Annotated in this window: 16 protein-coding genes; 9 read left to right on the top strand and 7 right to left on the bottom strand. The window is 71.1% G+C overall.

What is annotated here, in order from left to right:
- Nucleotides 1-119: 119 nt before the first annotated feature.
- Nucleotides 120-1,100 (bottom strand): NADP-dependent oxidoreductase, encoded by a 981-nt coding sequence (locus ACSEEN_RS03030; RefSeq protein ID WP_440712286.1) that lies wholly within the window; start codon nt 1,098-1,100, stop codon nt 120-122.
- Between the two features lie 105 nt (nt 1,101-1,205).
- On the opposite strand from ACSEEN_RS03030, the gene ACSEEN_RS03025 reads away from it, so the two are divergent.
- The 4 genes from ACSEEN_RS03025 (at nt 1,206) to ACSEEN_RS03010 (ending at nt 5,335) form a co-directional block, all read left to right on the top strand.
- Nucleotides 1,206-2,162 carry a GlxA family transcriptional regulator gene (locus tag ACSEEN_RS03025; RefSeq protein WP_440712285.1) on the top strand — a complete coding sequence of 319 codons (957 nt, stop codon included), beginning with the start codon at nt 1,206-1,208 and terminating at the stop codon, nt 2,160-2,162.
- Nucleotides 2,163-2,227: 65 nt separating this feature from the next.
- The gene (locus tag ACSEEN_RS03020; protein WP_440712284.1) at nt 2,228-2,722 is read left to right on the top strand and encodes a MarR family winged helix-turn-helix transcriptional regulator; all 495 of its coding nucleotides are present in this window, start codon (nt 2,228-2,230) and stop codon (nt 2,720-2,722) included.
- A 34-nt stretch (nt 2,723-2,756) separates the two neighbouring features.
- Nucleotides 2,757-4,766, top strand: coding sequence for an FUSC family protein (locus tag ACSEEN_RS03015; protein WP_440712283.1), 2,010 nt, complete (start codon nt 2,757-2,759; stop codon nt 4,764-4,766).
- A 5-nt stretch (nt 4,767-4,771) separates the two neighbouring features.
- A complete protein-coding gene (locus ACSEEN_RS03010; RefSeq protein ID WP_440712282.1) occupies nt 4,772-5,335 on the top strand; it encodes a GNAT family N-acetyltransferase in 564 nt (187 codons plus the stop codon).
- A 21-nt stretch (nt 5,336-5,356) separates the two neighbouring features.
- On the opposite strand, the gene zapE is transcribed toward ACSEEN_RS03010, so the two are convergent.
- The gene (zapE, locus tag ACSEEN_RS03005) at nt 5,357-6,388 is read right to left on the bottom strand and encodes a cell division protein ZapE (RefSeq protein ID WP_440712281.1); all 1,032 of its coding nucleotides are present in this window, start codon (nt 6,386-6,388) and stop codon (nt 5,357-5,359) included.
- A 44-nt stretch (nt 6,389-6,432) separates the two neighbouring features.
- On the opposite strand from zapE, the gene ACSEEN_RS03000 reads away from it, so the two are divergent.
- The 3 genes from ACSEEN_RS03000 to ACSEEN_RS02990 are packed head-to-tail and all read left to right on the top strand — an operon-like array spanning nt 6,433 to nt 10,010.
- The gene (locus tag ACSEEN_RS03000; RefSeq protein ID WP_440712280.1) at nt 6,433-7,191 is read left to right on the top strand and encodes a dihydrofolate reductase family protein; all 759 of its coding nucleotides are present in this window, start codon (nt 6,433-6,435) and stop codon (nt 7,189-7,191) included.
- 10 nt (nt 7,192-7,201) lie between these two features.
- Nucleotides 7,202-8,758, top strand: coding sequence for an alpha/beta hydrolase (locus ACSEEN_RS02995; protein ID WP_440712279.1), 1,557 nt, complete (start codon nt 7,202-7,204; stop codon nt 8,756-8,758).
- 31 nt (nt 8,759-8,789) lie between these two features.
- Nucleotides 8,790-10,010 (top strand): glycosyltransferase family 87 protein, encoded by a 1,221-nt coding sequence (locus ACSEEN_RS02990; RefSeq protein ID WP_440712278.1) that lies wholly within the window; start codon nt 8,790-8,792, stop codon nt 10,008-10,010.
- On the opposite strand, the gene ACSEEN_RS02985 is transcribed toward ACSEEN_RS02990, so the two are convergent.
- Nucleotides 10,003-10,794, bottom strand: coding sequence for a thioesterase family protein (locus ACSEEN_RS02985; RefSeq protein ID WP_298444358.1), 792 nt, complete (start codon nt 10,792-10,794; stop codon nt 10,003-10,005). The genes ACSEEN_RS02990 and ACSEEN_RS02985 overlap by 8 nt on opposite strands.
- Nucleotides 10,795-10,851: 57 nt before the next feature.
- On the opposite strand from ACSEEN_RS02985, the gene msrB reads away from it, so the two are divergent.
- The gene (gene msrB / locus ACSEEN_RS02980; protein ID WP_440712277.1) at nt 10,852-11,286 is read left to right on the top strand and encodes a peptide-methionine (R)-S-oxide reductase MsrB; all 435 of its coding nucleotides are present in this window, start codon (nt 10,852-10,854) and stop codon (nt 11,284-11,286) included.
- Between the two features lie 13 nt (nt 11,287-11,299).
- On the opposite strand, the gene hemQ is transcribed toward msrB, so the two are convergent.
- The 4 genes from hemQ to hemE form a co-directional block, all read right to left on the bottom strand.
- Complete coding sequence (hemQ, locus tag ACSEEN_RS02975; protein WP_440712276.1) at nt 11,300-11,995, bottom strand: hydrogen peroxide-dependent heme synthase; 696 nt, start codon at nt 11,993-11,995, stop codon at nt 11,300-11,302.
- Nucleotides 11,996-12,105: 110 nt separating this feature from the next.
- Nucleotides 12,106-14,058 (bottom strand): HNH endonuclease signature motif containing protein, encoded by a 1,953-nt coding sequence (locus tag ACSEEN_RS02970; protein ID WP_440712275.1) that lies wholly within the window; start codon nt 14,056-14,058, stop codon nt 12,106-12,108.
- Nucleotides 14,059-14,354: 296 nt separating this feature from the next.
- Nucleotides 14,355-15,722, bottom strand: a complete 1,368-nt coding sequence (hemG, locus tag ACSEEN_RS02965) for a protoporphyrinogen oxidase (protein WP_440712274.1) — start codon at nt 15,720-15,722, stop codon at nt 14,355-14,357.
- Entirely contained in the window at nt 15,719-16,759 is a 1,041-nt protein-coding gene (hemE, locus tag ACSEEN_RS02960) for a uroporphyrinogen decarboxylase (protein ID WP_247868018.1), read from the bottom strand. The genes hemG and hemE overlap by 4 nt, the downstream gene beginning before the upstream one ends.
- 174 nt (nt 16,760-16,933) lie before the next feature.
- On the opposite strand from hemE, the gene ACSEEN_RS02955 reads away from it, so the two are divergent.
- A complete protein-coding gene (locus ACSEEN_RS02955; RefSeq protein ID WP_440712273.1) occupies nt 16,934-17,362 on the top strand; it encodes a DUF2510 domain-containing protein in 429 nt (142 codons plus the stop codon).
- The last annotated feature ends 115 nt before the right edge of the window (nt 17,363-17,477 follow it).

Genomic DNA, 17,477 nt, shown 5'->3' with positions numbered 1-17,477 from the left:
CCCACCAGCCTCCCGCACCCCGCCCGCCCAGGGAATCCGGCCGCCCCGGCGATCCCCCTGGGGGCTGTCCCCCACCCGCGGCGGCCGACGGCACCACCGCGGCGGCCGTTCCCGTCCGATCACGGCACGACGAGCACCAGCTTTCCCGCGACGTGCCCGGCCTCGCCGCGGCGGTGCGCCGCGCGGACCTCGTCGACGTCGTGCAGGTCGTAGCTGCCGGCGATCACCGGGCGCAGCGCGCCCGAGGCGATCAGGCCGGCGACGGCGGCCATCCCGGCCTGGTCGGCCTCCACGAGCATGGGCACATGGCGGACTCCCGCGGCCTCGGCGGCGGCGCCGAGCGGTTCGGTGACCAGCAGGTTGAGCGAGACGATCGTGCCGCCCGGCCGGGTGATCGCCAGCGACCGCGCGGTCGCCTCGCCGCCGATCGCGTCGAGCACCACGTCCACCTCACCCGCGGCCACCGCGAAGTCGTCGGTGCGGTAGTCGATCATCTCGTCGGCGCCGAGTTCGCGCAACAGGTCGTGATTGGCGGCGCTCGCCGTGCCGATCACGACCGCCCCGAGATGCTTGGCGATCTGCACCGCGACATGCCCGACGCCACCGGCCGCGGCATGGATCAGCACCCGCTGGCCGGGTCGCACCCCGGCGACGTCGACCAGCGCCTGCCAGGCGGTCAGCGCGGCAAGCGGCACCGCCCCCGCGGCGGTGAGCGGCAGGTTCTCCGGCACCGGCACCATCGACCGCGCCGGCGCGACCACGTAGTCGGCGGCGCCGCCCACCCCGAACGGATACGGCAGCATCCCGAAGACCAGGTCGCCCGGCCGGTGGATACCGACGCCCAGCCCGACCTCCTCGACGACGCCGGCCACCTCCCAGCCCAGGATCCGCGGCACCGACGGCCGCGGCTCGCCGAGGAACCCTGGGATCGCCCGATGACCCCAGTCCGTCGGATTAAGCCCGGTGGAGACCACCCGGATCAGCACGTGCGACGGTCCCGGAACCGGGCGCGGCACCTCGACCGATTCCAGGACCTCGGCCGGGCCGAGGCGCGTGGAGGCGATCGCCCGCATGGTGGTGGCGGTGGTGGTGACGGTCATCGACATTTCTCCTCATCGTGGACGGTGAATCAGCCCCCACAGCCTCTCCCGGCACGCGGTGCCGCCGACAGTGGCCCGTGGGCCGACATATGGGAAGATCGGGCCATGGTCTCCCGCGTGGTCGTCCTCGCCGACGACGGAGTGATGCCCTTCGAGATGAGCCTCGCCGGCCGGGTCTTCGGCACGGCCGCCGACGGCGACGGGAACCCGCTCTACGACGTCGAGGTGTGCACCAGCGACGGCGCGCCGGTCACCGCGTCCGGCGGGTTCGACGTAGTGCCCCGGCACGGCCCGGACACCCTGCATCACGCCGATCTCGTCGTCGTGGCGCCGTCGGCACAGCACGCGACCCTCACCCCCGACGGTCCGCCGTCACCGCTGGCCGCCGCCCTCGGCGCCGTCCCGGCGCACGCGCGCATCGCCTCGATCTGTCTGGCGTCGTACGTGCTCGCCGCCGCGGGTCATCTCGACGGCCGCACGGCGACCACCCATTGGGCCGCCGCCGATCATTTCGCGCGCACCTTCCCGCGGGTCACGGTCGACCCCGACGCCCTCTACGTGGACGAGGGGCGGTATCTGACCGCCGCGGGCGCCACCAGTGGGATCGACCTGATGCTCCATCTGATCCGCGCCGAATACGGCAGCGCCGTCGCCAACGACGTCGCCCGCCGCTGCGTCGTCCCGTCCTGGCGCGACGGCGGCCAGCTCCAATACATCGCGCAGCCGATCCCCGAGTTCGACGGCGACGATCTCGCCCCCACCCTGGAATGGGCGCGCGACCATCTCGGCGACCCGCTCACCGTCGACACCCTCGCCCGCCACGCGCGAGTGTCCCGCCGCACCTTCACCCGCCGGTTCCGGGAGGCCACCGGGACCAGCCCGATGGCCTGGCTGCTCGATCAGCGCACCGAGTACGCCAAGCTTCTGCTGGAGACCACCGCGTATCCCGTCGACGACGTGGCGCACCGCGCGGGTTTCGGGACCGGGAGCGCTCTGCGCAAGCAACTGCGCCTCAAACACGGCGTCTCGCCGTCGTCGTACCGGCGGGCGTACCGGCGGTGAACGACGTCCGGCAGATCACACGGCGAACTCTCGCCTAATAGTAAGGCGCCTAATAGTATGGGTGCATGACCACTGTCGTCGGCCGCCGCCAGGAACTCCTTCTCGACCGCGCCGGCGGCGACCGCGACGTCGAACTCCTCATGGGACTGCTGACGACGGCCCGGCGGGTCATCCGGGCCTACAACGCCGGCCTGGCCGAGCACGACGTGACCGACGGACGCTTCGCCGCGCTGCTCGCCATCGACGCCGAGCCGGGAATCACCCCCGCGGCGCTCGCCGACCGGCTCGTGGTCACCCGGGCGACGGTCACCGGACTCGTCGACAACCTCGTCAAGCGCGATCTGGTGATCCGCGAGGCCGACGAGACCGATCGCCGCACCCTCGCCCTGCACCTCACCGAGGACGGGCGCGCGACCGTCGCGACCGTGGCACCGCTCGTGACCGGCTGGTTCACCGCCATCGCCGACGGCATCGAGCCGGCCGACCGGGACGCGGCCTGGCGCACCTTCGCGCAGATCCAGGCGAACGTCCGCGACCGGCCGCCCGGTACCGACGTCTGAGACCCGCACCGACACTTCCCCAAGGACCCCGCCCATGGATTGGACAGCCTTCCTCGACTCCGCCAAGCGCGGCCTCGCCCCCGCGGGGAAACCGCTCCAAGATCGCCCACGCCTGCTCCGCGTCGCCGTGGGCATGATCGCCGCCACGGTCGCCGCCTTCTTCTTCGACGAGGCCGGCGCCCTGCTGATCACCATCGGCGCCTTTCTCACCGCGATCGCCGCGATCATGCCGCACGACCGCTCTCGGCTGGGCGCCACCGGCCTGACCTCGATCCTGATGGTCACCGCCGCCGCGGCCGGCCTGGCCGTCGGGACCGATTGGTGGGCGGTGGTGCCCGTCCTGGTCGTCATGTTCTTCGCGTCCGGCATGCTGCGCGCCGTCTCGGCGGGACTCAGTATCCGCGTCCTCGTGCTCTCGTTCGTCTTCCTCGCCCTCGCCGAGATGGAGCCGGAACTCCCGACCGGCTACGGCGTCACCATCGGCTTCTTCGCTTTCGGCGTCGCGATCATGTACGCCGCGCAGTTCCTGCCACCGTTCGACGGCCGGAACCGGGCGCAGCGCACCGCGGTCGGCGCCTTCTACCGGATCGTCTCGTCCCCGGAGGAGTACAGCGCACCCGCCCTGCTCGCCGCGGACCGCACGCTCGCGCATCTCCGGCTGCGCGACGACGACGAGATCGACCGGCTCACCCAGCTCACCGAGTACGGCGAGCAGATCGCCCAGCTGCTGCTGGTGATCGAAAGACGACCCGCGACCGACGCGAGTACACGCGCGCTGACCGCCGCCGTGCGCATCCAGACAGCCGCGATCGGCGCCCGGATCGCCTCCGGTGCGATCGGCGGCCCCGACCTGGCCGACGTCACCTGGCCGCGGCCGGTCACCGGCGCCACCGAGACCGCGCTGGCCCACGCCGTCGACGCCGCCACCGCGCTGGTCGCCGGACGATCGGCCCCGCCGGCATCCGACGAACGCCGTGTCCCGACCAGCTGGGAACTGATCCGCGACCAGCTCACCCCGACGTCGCAGGTCTTCCAGCACGCGGTACGGCTGACCGTCGTGTCCACCCTCGCGGTGGCCCTGGGCATCGTGATCTCCGCCTACCTGCCGTCCGACCAGATGCTCTCCGGCCACGGCTTCTGGATCGTGATCGCCACCGCGCTCATCGTCTTTCCCGACTACGGATCGACCATGGCACGCGGGATCGGCCGCACGACCGGCACCGTTCTCGGCATGGGCCTGGGTATCGCTCTCGCCTTCGTCCCCTACCACATCACGCACGGCCTGATCCTGCTGGCGCTGTTCCTGCTGTACCTGGCGTTCCGGTCGATGGGCCAGCTCTACACGATGCTCTTCGTCGTCGCGTGGATCGCGCACCTGACGCCCGGGGTTCTCGGCGCCACCACCCGCGCCGGCGCCACGGTGATCGGCGTGGTGCTCGCATTCGCCGCCTTCTTGCTGTTCCCCAGCTATCAGCGCCGGATGCTCACCCGCCGGCTGCGGACCTGGGCGCTGTCGGCGGCCGACAAGCTCGACGCCCTCGCCGCACTGTGGAGTCACGACACCGAGGCCGGCCGTCGGCACGTCGCCGACACCACCGTGCGCGGCAGGCTCGCCCGCCTCGACTTCTGCGATTCGGCGCGGCAGGCCCTGGTGGAACCCGCCGACAAGCACGGCCGGTGGACGAATGCGGCCCTGCTGCCGTCGGTCGACTCGGTCAGCCGGATCGGCGCCACCCTCGCCGGTTTCGCCGCGCTCGGCCAGACCCTGACCGACGACGACCGCCCCGGCACGATCGTCCACGCCGATCTGCTGGCGCGCGAGTTCCGCGCCCTCGCCGACGATCTCGCGTCCGCGGATGCCCGGGACGTCTTCGGCTCGGCGACCGCCGGACGCGTCCGGCCGGCCGCCGACGGTGAAAGCTCCGAGGGGCAGAGCTCCGAGGGTCAGAGCTCCGACGTGGTGATCACCGCGCAGTCGATCGACGACGAGCTCGCCGGCTTCGTCGACCGGCTCCGGCCGCTCACCTCACGTCGGGCACGATGAGACCCATGCCCGCCGATCGCCCCGTCCTCATCGAACTCGTCACCGATCCCGGCGCCGCCGCGGAGATCGCGTTCGTCGCCGCGGTGACCTTCCCTCTCGCCTGCCCGCCGCATTCGACCCGGGAGAACATCGCCGCGCATCTCGCCGGCTCCCTCACCCCGGAGCACTTCGCGCACTGGATCACCGGCGACGACCACGACGTGCTCGTCGCCCGGGACGGCCGCGGCGGACCGCTGATCGGATACAGCCTGATCGGGTACGGGCCGCCGGCCGATCCCGCGGTGCGCGACGCCCTGCCGGGCGGGCGGGCCGTCGAGGTCTCCAAGATGTACGTCCTGCCCGACCATCACGGCACCGGCCGCGGCGCCCGCCCGTCGCATCTCCTGATGGCCGCCGCGCTGGACGCGGGCCGCGCCCGTGGCGCGGAGTCCGCCTGGCTCGGGGTCAACCAGCTCAATGCGCGCGCCCTGACCTACTACCGCAAGATGGGCTTCGCGGTGGCGGGCACCAGGAGCTTCGACATGAACGGCGCGGTGGAGCACGACTACGTCATGGTGCGGGGACTGTAGCGGCGCACAGGTCCCGGCCGGTCAGCCGGCCGACACCGCCCCCTCCGCCTCGGCGAACCGGGACAGCGCGAGCAGACGCGAGGTGGCGCGCAGGTACTTCTTGCGGTAGCCGCCGGCCACCATCTCCGGGGTGAAGATCTCGTCGAGCTTCACGCCGGAGGTCACCACCGGGATGTCGGCGTCGTACAGGCGGTCGGTCAGCGCCACCAGCCGCAGCGCGACGGCCTGATCCTGGGCGGGTTCCACGTCGGAGATGCAGACCAGGGTCACACCGTCGATCAGCGACTTGTACTTGGACGGGTGCAGCTTGGCCAGGTGCGCACTGAGCTCGGAGAAGCTGTCGAGGGTCGCGCCCGGCGTCGCCTCCGCCTTGGCGAGGAGTTCCCCGTCGGTGACCGGCTCGGGTGCCGGCGGCAGGTCGCGGTGCCGGTAGTCGGGGCCGTCGACCCGCACGCTCTCGAAGATGCCGGACAGCTTCTGGATCTCCCGCAGGAAGTCGGCGGCGGCGAAACGGCCCTCGCCGAGCTGCCCCGGCAGCGTGTTCGACGTGGCCACGATCGAGACGCCGCGGGCGCTCAACTCGCTGAGCAGGCGGGACACCACCATCGTGTCGCCCGGATCGTCGAGCTCGAACTCGTCGATACAGAGCACGCTGTGCCCGGAAAGGCGCTCCAGCGCGTCGGTGTAGCCGAGGGCGCCGACCAGGTTGGTCACCTCGCCGAAGGTGGCGAACGCCTTGGGCCCGGGCATCGAGTGATAGATCGATGCGAGCAGGTGCGTCTTACCGACACCGAACCCGCCGTCCAGGTAGAGGCCGATGCCGTGCGGGGGCGCCGCCTTGCGGAACAGGCCGCGCTTGCCGCCGGAGCGGATCTTGGACGCGCGTGCCACGAAGTCGCGAGCGGCGGCCACCGCCGCCGCCTGGCTGGGCTCGTTGGGGTCCGGGATATAGGAGTCGAAGCTGACGTGATCGAACATCGACGGGGGGACCATCTCCCCGATCAGAGCGTCCGCCGCGATCACCGGGTTTCGGTCGGAGAGTCGTGCCACCATGCGGGCAGCCTAGCCAGTCCGGTACCACTGGAAGCATGTACCTGATGAAGAAAGCGACCGAGGTCACAACGCCGGCGCCGGCTGGGGACGACGATCTGGCGGCCTGGCTGCGCGAACAGTACGCGTATCCGGACGATCGGCCCTGGTTGCGGGCCAATATGGTGGCCTCGATCGACGGCGCCGCGACCCTCGACGGCCGGTCCGGCGGACTCGGGTCGCCCGGCGACCGGCTGCTCTTCTCGGTGCTGCGGCAGCTGGCCGACGCGGTGGTCGTGGGCGCCCACACCGCGCTCACCGAGGGCTACCGCGTACCCGAGTCCGACGGCGACTCCCCCGCCCCCGCACTGGTGCTCGCGTCCCGGTCGCTGAGCATTCCGGACGACTACGCCCCCGCGTTCGCGCCCGGCACCCTGATCGCGACCTGCACCGCGGCACCGGCCGCCGAGCGCGCTCGGCTCCTCGCGGGCGGGGCCACGCTCATCGACTGCGGCGACGACGAGGTCGATCCGCGCCGGCTGACCGCCGAACTGGCGGCGCGGAGCCATCGCAAGCTGATCTGTGAGGGCGGTCCGCGACTGCTCGCGTCGCTCGTCGCCGCCGGTGCCCTCGACCAGCTCGCGGTCACCCTGGCGCCGGCGCTGGCCGGCGGCGACGGTCCGCGCATCGCGCACGGTGACACGCCACCCGGCGGGCTCCGCCACGCACGACTCGCCCAGCTGATCGGCGACGACGACGGCTACCTCTACTTCCTCTGGAACACCGGGACCGGCGAGGCCGGCGGAGCCCGAGCGGGCATGCCCTAGGCTCGAACGCATGTCCCTGCGCGTCCCGCGATTCCGCCTGCTCGCGACCCTCGCCACCGCCGCCGTGCTGGCCACCGCCTGCACCCCCGGCCCGGAGGCGGGGCCGGACATCGTGCGCGGCGACCACGGCGGTGCGGGCGCGACGGCGCCGGACAAGCTCCCGAATCTCCCCGCACCCAAGCGGGATCTGAACTACTCGAACTGCGCGGGCCGGCTCGCGGAGACCTACGGCGTCGCGCAGCCCGACGGCATCCGCCTCGAATGCGCGACCTTCGACTCCCCGATCGATCCGGCCAAGCCCGACGGCTCCACCCTGTCGGTGGGCGTGGTGCGCGCCAGCAAGGCCGAGACCCCGAAGGATGCCGCGCCGCTGGTGCTCACCACCGGCACCGATCTGCCCAGTTCCCGGCTGGCACTGACCCTGAACAGCAGCGCGATCGGCCCGCTGCTCGACCGGCATCCGCTGGTCCTGGTCGACCGGCGCGGGATCGGCGAGTCCGCCGAGATCGACTGCCTCACCCGCAGCCAGCGCAGCATCATCGCCGACGACGGCGCCGCGGGCACCCGCGACGTCGAGGCCCGCGTCACGGCGCTGGCCACCGCGACCCGCGCCGGCGCCGACCTCTGCAACGACACGCTGTCGCCGAATCAGCTGGACTTCGCCGACGCCGACGCGGCCGCCGATCTGGAGCAACTGCGCACCCGCTGGCAGGTGGACCGGATCGGGCTGGTCGGCGTCGGCAGCGGCGCCACCGTCGCGCTCGCGTACCAGGGCGCCCATCCCAGCCGGGTGAGCCGGCTGATCCTGGACTCTCCCGTCGGCCTGAACGTCGCGGCCACGCCGGCCGCGGCGGCGCGTGCGGCCGGAGTGCAGAACTCGCTCGCCACCTTCGCCACCCGCTGCTCCAACACGGGCTGCAGTCTCGGCGCCGACGGCCTCGGCATGCTCAACCGGGTGGTGGGTGCGGGCGCCAGCGGCGGCCTGCCGGGCCTGTCCGACACGTCGGTGCTCGCCGCGATCACCACGGCGCTGGCCCTCGGCGACACCTCGCCGGACGGCCTGGGGAGACTCGCCGACGCGATCAGCGCCGCCGACCGCGGCGATTCCGGGAAGCTCGCCGCCCTGGCCACGGCCGCGGACGGTGTCCGCGACTCCGACGGTCAGCTCCTGGCCCGGTGCAACGACCTCGTCGGGCGTCCGGGCCTCGCCGAGATCCCCGGGCTGGCGACGTCGTGGGGCCGGGATGCGCCGCTGACGGCGAACTCCGCGGCGCTCGGGCTCGCCCGGTGCGACGGCTGGGGCGTCGCCGACCCGGCGAAGGCACCGGAGACCTTCGCGGTCTCCCCGCTGATCCTGCTCGGCCAGAACGACCCGATCAACGGACTCAAGCTCACCGAGAGCCTCACCCCGCTGATGGTGACGGCCGGCGCGTCGCCGACGACGGTCAGCTGGGACGGCCTCGGCTACAGCGTCCTGTCCCGCAGCGAGTGCGCGGCCGACGTCGTCGCCGAATATCTGGGTGACGTGAAACTCTCCGGCCCGGCCGAACGCGCGTGCCCCGCCTGAGACGGCGCCGTCGTGTAGTAGGTTCGCTCAGGTGAGTGTGATGGATCGCTACCTGTACCCGCGCATGGACTCGGCGCGCATTCTGTCGATGATCCTGTGGCCGATCAGCATCATGATGATCCTGCAGCGGTCGATCATTCTCGCCGTCAACGGCGCCCGGACCGACGACTTCACCACCGTCTACCAGGCCTCGCTGCACTTCCTGAACCGGCAGCCGGTGTACGCGGAGAACTACGCCACCGTCGACCCGCACTATCTGTACCCGCCGTCGGGCACCCTGCTGATGGCGCCGCTGGCGTACCTGGACCCCACACACGCCCGCTGGACGTTCATCGCGGCCAGCGTGGTGGTCCTGATCATCTGCGCCTATCTGCTGGTCCGGATGTTCGACCTGCCCCTCGATTCCTGGGTCCTCCCGGGCGTGCTGTTCTTCATGTTCAGCACCGAGACCGTCGCGAACACCCTCATCTTCACCAACTTCAACGCCTTCGTGCTGCTCGGCATGATCGCGTTCCTCATGCTGATGCGCAGCCGCAACGACTACTGGGCCGGCTTCTTCATCGCCATGACGCTCGCCGTGAAGCCGGTCCTGGCACCGCTGCTTCTGCTGCCGCTGCTGCAACTGCGCTGGAAGGTCTTCGTCACCGGCCTGGGCATCCCGATCCTGCTCAACCTGGCGGCGTGGCCGCTGATCGTCGACTCGCGGTCGTTCCTGGACCGCACCGTGCCGTACCTGTCGGAGACCCGGGACTACTACAACAGCTCGATCGCCGGCAACGGCGCCTACTTCGGCGTCGCTGACTGGCTGATCATCCTGCTGCGTATCGCGTTCGTGCTGATGGCGATCTTCTCGCTGTGGTTCCTGTACAAGTACTACTCCGACAACGATGAGCTGCTCTGGCTCGCCACCTCGTCCGGTGTCCTGATGGCCACGCTCTGGCTGGTCAGCTCCCTCGGCCAGGGCTACTACTCGATGCTGCTGTTCCCGATGCTGATGACCGTCTTCCGGTCCGGTTCGGTGATGCGCAACTGGCCCGCCTGGCTCGCCGTCTACGGCTGCATGACGTTCGACGTGTTCGGCTCCAAACGGTGGGAGCCGTTCGGCCGCTACCTCGAATACAACCGGGTGACCCTCGGCTGGTCGCTGCTGATGATCGTCGTCTTCTGCGTCCTGCTGTTCCGCTGGCTCGACATCCGCAAGCTGGACGACGACGCCGCGTCCCCCACCGCCGAGGCCCCCGCGCTCAGCTGAGGTGCCTGCGCAGCGTCAACGACTGCGCCAGCGTTCCGACCGGCCCCTGCTCGTCGTGCAGGACGCTGCTGGTGAGACCGACGCCGCTCGGCCCGAAGGCGACGCGCGTGTCCAGGCCCAGCCATCGCCCGGCGGGCTGCCGGAACAGGTGCGCGGTGAGGTCGACGTTCGGGTACATCCAGACGTGCGGGTCCTGCCGCAGCGAGATGCCGTTCGCGGTGTCCCACAGCTTGGCGTAGTCGCCGAGCGCGGTCGCGGGCTCCCCGGCGATCAGCTCGACGTCGGTCGTCACCCACGCCCGGGCGCGGCCCGGCCGGGTGTCGTCGGCCTGCCACGCCTGCACGGTGTCGATCATCCCGCCCTTCCACCGCTTGAGCCACGACGGCTCGGTGAAGGTCTCCGGCGGCGGCAGCGGCGCGAACTCGTTCTCGGCCACCTCGGCCGTGTCGGAGACCTGCAGCAGCCAGCCGCGCGCCCGGACGGTGGGGCGGCCGCCGATCACCGCGGTGGCCTCGACCAGTTCGATGGTGCGGCCGGGCCGGATCACCTCGACGCTCAGCTCGATCCGGTCGCGGGCGATCTGGCCCAGCACTTCGAGGCTGAACCGGCTGAACTGGAGGCCGGCGGCGTGCGCCGTCCGCCACCGCTCCAGATGGTCGACGATCAGTCCGGCGACCGGCGCCAGGTGCAGCTCGTCCTCGCGCCAGGCCCCGGCCGCGCAGTCGGTCGGGGCGAAGGTGTCGTCGTCGATCCTGGTGAAGTACGCGCGCGTGGAGGGAGCCATGCCAGCCACGCTAACTCAGCGCGGCACGCGCGCGGCAACCGGACTACCGTGGAATCCATGAGCGATGACGCACGTGATTACCCGGCCGATCCGAAGGCGCTCACCGACGCCGACTGGCGCGAGCGCCTCAGCCCCGCCGCCTTCCGGGTGCTCCGGCAGGCCGGCACCGAAGCCCCGTTCACCGGCGAGTACACCGACACAACCACGGAGGGCGTCTACCGCTGCCGGGCCTGCGGCGCCGAACTCTTCCGGTCCGACGCGAAGTTCTCCTCGCACTGCGGCTGGCCGTCGTTCTTCACGCCACTCGCCGGCGATGCGGTGATCGAGCGCCGTGACGACTCGCTCGGCATGGAGCGCGTGGAGATCCTGTGCGCCAACTGCCACAGCCATCTCGGCCATGTCTTCGCCGGGGAGGGCTACGACACCCCCACCGATCTGCGGTACTGCATCAACTCGGTCAGCCTGGACCTGGACACGTCCGCCGACGGCTGAGCCTGCCGAAGGCTCAGGGCAGAGCGGCGACCAGCGCCGCCGGCTCCACCCGGGGGCCGGTGAAGAAGGGGATCTCGACGCGGACGTGGTAGCGGGCCTCGGTGGCGCGCAGGTCGCGCATCAGGTCGACGATGCGGTACAGCTCGGGTGCCTCGAAGGCGAGCAGCCACTCGTAGTCGCCGAGCGCGAACGCGGGCACCGTGTTGGCGCGCACGTCCTTGTAGCCGCGGGCCGCCTTGCCGTGGTCGGCGAGCATCTTGCGGCGGTCCTCGTCGGGCAGCAGGTACCAGTCGTACGACCGCACGAACGGGTAGACGCAGACGTAGTTCCCAGGATCCTCCCCGGCCAGGAACGCCGGGATGTGGCTCTTGTTGAACTCGGCCGGGCGGTGCAGCGCGGCGGCGCTCCAGAACGGCTCGCTCACCTTGCCGAGCAGGGTGGTGCGCTGGAACGAGCTGTACGCGTCCTGCAGCTGCTCGATGGTCTCGGCGTGCCACCAGAACATGAAGTCGGCGTCCCCGCGCAGTCCGGCGACGTCGTAGATGCCGCGGATCACCACACCCTTGCCCTCGACCTCGGCGACGAACCGCTCCAGATCGGCGATCACCTCGCTCCGATCGTCCGGCAGCTCCCCGGCCCGGATCTTGAAGACCGAGAACATCAGGTAGCGGATGGTGGCGTTGAGTTCGTCGTAATCCAAGCGAGCCATGACTCCCATACTGCCACTGCGCCCCACGCGTCCTGGCTCACACTCCCGTCACGACGACCGAGAACGCTGCTCGAATCGGGGTGCGTGCCTTCGGCCCGCTCGGTCTGGTGTCAGAACGGTGGTGGGCCGTCGGCGGCGTCGGCGCGTTCGCGGGCGCGACGCAGGCGGGCGCGTTCGGCACGGCGCCAGGCGTGTTTGTAGGCGGTGGCGGCCCGTAGACCTCCGCCTGTCACGCTGCGGCCGACGCCGCCGGTCGGGGGTGGGCCGGGTGGTGGTTCGGGTGGCGCTTGGGCTTGATGGGCACACCTCACCCCGGTGAGCTGGGGGAACAGCCACTGATTCTCCGCGCGGGTCTCGAAGGTCGTGCCGTGGAGGGTGATCGCCGTCCACACCGCACCGTGGTCGTCGATCCATTGTTCGTCGACCCATCCGTCTTCGGGATCGGTCGCGCCGAGGAACGTTTTCAGCAGGTGATGGCGCTTGCATTTGGGTCCGACATTGCACAGGCAAGTCGGTCCGCCGGAGGCGGGGCAGATCTGGTTGAACTCCTCGCAATGGTCGAGTTCGCAATTCCAGGCCGGCTGCTCGCATCCGGGCACGGTACAGGTGCCGAAAAGGGCCCGGACCAGGACACTCAGGGCTTCGGTGGGCCGGTACGGGTCGGCGGGCTGGGCCTGACCGGTCAGGAACGCCGGCGGCACCTCGTGCCCGTCAACAAGCTCGCCGCGCGTCCCGGACCGTCCGGCATCAGTGCGCTCGGCATCAGTGCGCTCGGCATCAGTGCGCTCGGCATCAGTGCGCTCGGCATCGGGCTGCTCGGGGTTGCGGTGATGCCGGAGCTCGGCCGCGTGGCCGCCGGACGGGTCGTCCTCCTGGCGGCCGTCGGTGTCGTTCTCGCGGTTCTGGGCCGCAGTGGCGTTCGGCTCCTGCTTGGCGTGGGGGTCGGTGTCGTGTCCGTCGGGCGACTCGGCGGCGACCGGCTCGACGCTGTTGCTGTCTTCGGGTGGCGCCGTGACCGGGGGACGGCGCTGCAGGAGCGCACCGAGGTCGAGGTCCCGGACGAGAGCGTCGGGGCGTTGTGCGAGGTCCCGGACGTGGCCGGCGCTGATCGGGCCGTGCCCGTCCAGATGGGCCGGTTCGTCGTTGTCGCCGGTGAGGGTGCTCTTCTGGCAGACCGCGTGCACGATGATCCGGGCCTGCCGCTCGGAGATCTCCCCCTCGCCGAGGGTGGCAGTACAAGTCTCTTTGTCGGCGCACGCGCAGGTGAAGGGGAGCCGGCGCAGCCGGGCGATCGCCGCCGCGGAGCGGAGCATGCCCTTGGTACGCGGGTCATTCGGGCAGACCCCGGCGATCATCGCCTCGACCGTCTCGTAGGCCAGGCGGGCCTCTTCGGCGTCCGCGGTGATGTTGATCCCGCCCAGACCGTCGGGGTAGTCACGATGGGTCACGTTCTTACGGCGCCGGGCCTTCTCCCGCCGTTTGCGATCGGCGTCGGCGTCACGTTTGTTCACGATCCGGTCGGCGATCCGTTCGGCCGCCCTCTCGGAGATGTGCCCGGCGGTGGCGAGCGCATCAGCGAGATCCTGGTCGACCTGCGTCATGATCTGGCCGTCGTCGACGATGTCGGTGCGGTAGGCCACCTTCTCGAACATCTCCGGCGAGATGACGGTCCGGCGGAGCAGGTCCGCGGTGGCGGGGAGTCGTTCGGCGGCGGCGATCGCCACGCCGACCAGGGCGCGGGAGGCCCGCCGGTTCCCGGCGAAATAGATCGCGAAGTATTCCACGGCCAGTGTGTAGGGGTCGAACAGGTCTTTCTGGTCTTCTCCGGCGCAGACGCGGTCGTCGAGGGTGGCCAACTCGATGTCGAGGAACTGCCCGACGGCGAACAGCTGTTGCGAGTACAGGTATGTCTGACCCCGCCAGGCGGCCTCGGCGTAGACCGCCCACGACCGGCACTGCGCCTTCTCGTCGTCGTTTTCGTCGGCGGGGACCATCCCGGCCGCGGTGAGATCGATCCCCGCCCAGCGGGAGGTGAACGCGTCGTCGATCGCGTCGGTCGTCATGATGGTCACCTCCCCCCAGGGATCAATGTTCGACTTATCTATGCTCTAGGATACAGCCACATCACGGTGTGTGCCACCCGACTTTTCTGTACCGTCACCACGACTATACGACCTGGTTACGACAACAATCAGCTATGCGGAGGCGGTCACCCGATCACACCGAGTCGGCGGCAATCCGCCCACAGAAGTTGAACGATCGCGGTGACATGTTCGAATAGATCGAGTCGAGGTGCTTGCCTTCGACTCGCCTCCTCACTGCGTTCGTCGGCGGCTCAGGCGGCGGACTGCGGCCGTCGTCATGCTGGGCGATGGTCGACGATCCGCGCCGCCGCCCGCCGGGCCGAGCCGATGCAGGCCGGCACGCCGACGCCGTCGAACGCCGCACCGGCGAGTGCGAGTCCCGCGGGCAGCGAGTCCCGCGCGCCGGCCATCGCGGCCAGGTGACCGGGCGCGTATTGCGGCAGGCCCTCGGGCCAGCGCTGCACCACCGTGTGCTCGATCACCGGCGCGGCCAGGCCGGCGCCGGCGAAGTAGGTCGCCAGATCCTCTGCGGCCCAGGTGAGCAGGGTGTCGTCGTCGGCGGTCACCGGCTCGCCGAGCCGCCCGAACGACACCCGCAGCACCGGCGGACCGGACTCCGCCAGGTGCGGCCATTTCTGCGACGACAGGGTGACCGCCTTGCTGCGCATACCGGCGTCGGAGGCCACCAGGATCCCGGAATGCCCGGGCAGCGCCGTGCCCGGCGCGAGGACGCAGCCGACGACGGCCGACCCGGCGGCCGGGACCTGCGACAGCGTCGCCGCCGACTCCGGCGCCACCGCGGCCAGCAGCGTCGCGGCCCGCCACGGCGGCACGGCGACGATCACCGCGTCGTAGTCGCGCGCCGCACCGGCGGCGTCGAGCACATAGCCGCCGCGATCCGCTTCGATCCGGTGCACCGGCGTCTCCGGGAGGATCGACGCGCCGCTCGCCCCGGACAGCACCTCGACGAGCCGGCGGTAGCCGCCCCGCAGCGCGCCGAACACCGGGCCGCCCGGCGCCGGGGCCGCGACGATCCCGCGCACGGCGGAGGTCAGCGAATCGGCGCCCGCGTCGAGCGCCGCGGCGAGCGCGGGCACGGTCTCGGCGAGACCGAGGTCGTCGGCCCGCGCCGAATACACCCCGCCGAGCATCGGGTCGACGCTGCGCGCCACCACGGCGTCGCCGAAGCGGTCCCGCACCAGGGCGCCCACCGACACCGCCGCACCGGGTGTCCAGTTCAGCGGACGGGCGGCCTCGCCGTCGATCAGGGCCCGGTCGGCATCGCCGATCAGCGCACCCATCGCCGCGGCGCCGTCCGGTACGCCCATCACCGCGGGCCGCGGCATCGGATGGAGCCGTCCGCCGGACCAGATCGCCGGTCGCAGCGGCCCCGGCGACACCACTTCCCCGGCGAGTCCCAGCTCGGTGACCAGCGCGAGCGCCTCGGGCCGCCGGATGATGAACGCCTCGGCGCCCACATCCATCGCGACGGGGCCGGCGTGGCGGGTGCACAGCAGTCCGCCGGGGCGGTCGGCGGCGTCGTACACGTCGATGGCGGCGTCCGCGCCGAGCCTCCGGCGCAGCGCGTAGGCGGCGGTCAGACCGGAGACGCCGCCGCCGACGACCGCGATCCGCGGCGTCATAGCGAGTGGATCAGTTCGACGGCGCGGGTGATCGCGCCGGCGTCGGTGTTCGGCAGCACCCCGTGGCCGAGGTTCAGGATGTGGCCGCGCGCGCCGGCGTCGACGGCCCGCTCCCCCTCGCGGATGATCCGGGACAGTTCGCGCGTCAGCACCTCGTCGCCGGCCATCAGCACCGTCGGATCCAGGTTGCCCTGGAGTGCGACGCTCCGCTCACCGGAGCCGCAGCCGACCCGCTGCGCGGCCACGTCGAGCGGCACCCGCCAGTCGACGCCGATCACGTCGGCACCGACCCGGGTCATCGCGGACAGCAGTTCACCGGTGCCGACGCCGAAGTGGATGCGTGGCACCCCGAAACCGGCGATCTCGGCCATCACCCGCGCCGAATGCGGCGCCACGTAGGTCTGGTACTCGGCCTCCGACAGGGTGCCGGCCCAGGAGTCGAAGAGTTGCACGGCGTCGACTCCGGCCTCCAGCTGCGCGGTGAGGAACGCGATGGTGATGTCGGTCAGCTTGCCCATCAGCCGGTGCCACAGCGGGGTGTCGGCGCGCATCATCGTCTTGGTGTGCTCGTAGGTGCGGCTGGGGCCGCCCTCGATCAGGTACGACGCCAGGGTGAACGGTGCGCCGGCGAAGCCGATCAGCGCGGTGGTGCCGGCCAGTTCGTCGAGGATCAGCGAGATCGCCGCGGTGACGGCGCCCACCTCGCCGGGTTCCAGGCGGGGCAGGGCATCGACGTCGCTCGCGGTGCGCACCGGCTGCGCGATGACCGGCCCGGTTCCGGCGACGATGTCGAGATCGATGCCCGCGGCCTTGAGCGGCACCACGATGTCGGAGAACAGGATCGCGCCGTCGGTGTCGTGCCTGCGGACCGGCTGCAGGGTGATCTCGCAGACCAGCGCGGGATCGAAACACGATTCGAGCATGCCGCGGCCGGCCCGGATCTCGCGGTACTCGGGCAGCGAGCGTCCGGCCTGCCGCATGAACCACACCGGCCGCCGGGACGGCTGCCCTCCGGTCGCCGCCGCGATCAGCGGCATCCCATCCGAATTCCGCCGCGCCCGGTGCATCGAACTCATGTCCCCAACAATGCCATGTTCGCCTCGTGACCTCTATTCCGGACAAGCGGAGTTCAGCGACCTGCGCAGCATCGCTGCGTTAATATCGCCGAGCTGCGCGACCGCGCCGTCACATCCGATAGGAGAGAGCGACACATGGCCGAGACAAACGCGGGCTGGTACGACGACGGTTCCGGCACTCTGCGGTGGTGGGACGGGCAACGATGGACCGAGCAGACGCAGGAACCGCCGAAGAAGGGTGGCGTCAGCGGGATGCTCCAGCGGATCCAAGACGAGGCCTCGGCGGGTGCGCGCCCACGTCCGGCCGCAAGTCCGGCGGCTGCGGCGAGTCCCGCTGTTCCGGCCGGCGCGCCGGGCGCAGCGCCGACCCCCGCGACAACGGCGCCGGCCACCGGCGGCATGAGCTATGTCGTTCTCCAGGTGGTGCTGAAAGAGAAATTCTTCGGAACGGGGTCAGGCAATCTCACCGAGCTGGAAAACGCGATCAATCGTCAAGCGGCGCTCGGCTACCGGCTCCACACAATCAGTACCGCCGCCGCGGGCAGCAAAGGCCTAGATGAGTGATTCCTGGCGATGTGACGGGTGTGTCGTGTGGGACTGAAGAGCGAGGTCGTCCAGGATCGATGTTGCATACACCGACATCGACATGGGAGCCGACATGGTCACCGACCTGGACGAC

It is taken from the genome of Gordonia marina (assembly GCF_052036135.1).
Taxonomy (GTDB): Bacteria; Actinomycetota; Actinomycetes; order Mycobacteriales; family Mycobacteriaceae; genus Gordonia.
Note: the sequence above shows the minus strand (reverse complement) of the source record. Positions and strands in the feature narration are given on the sequence as shown.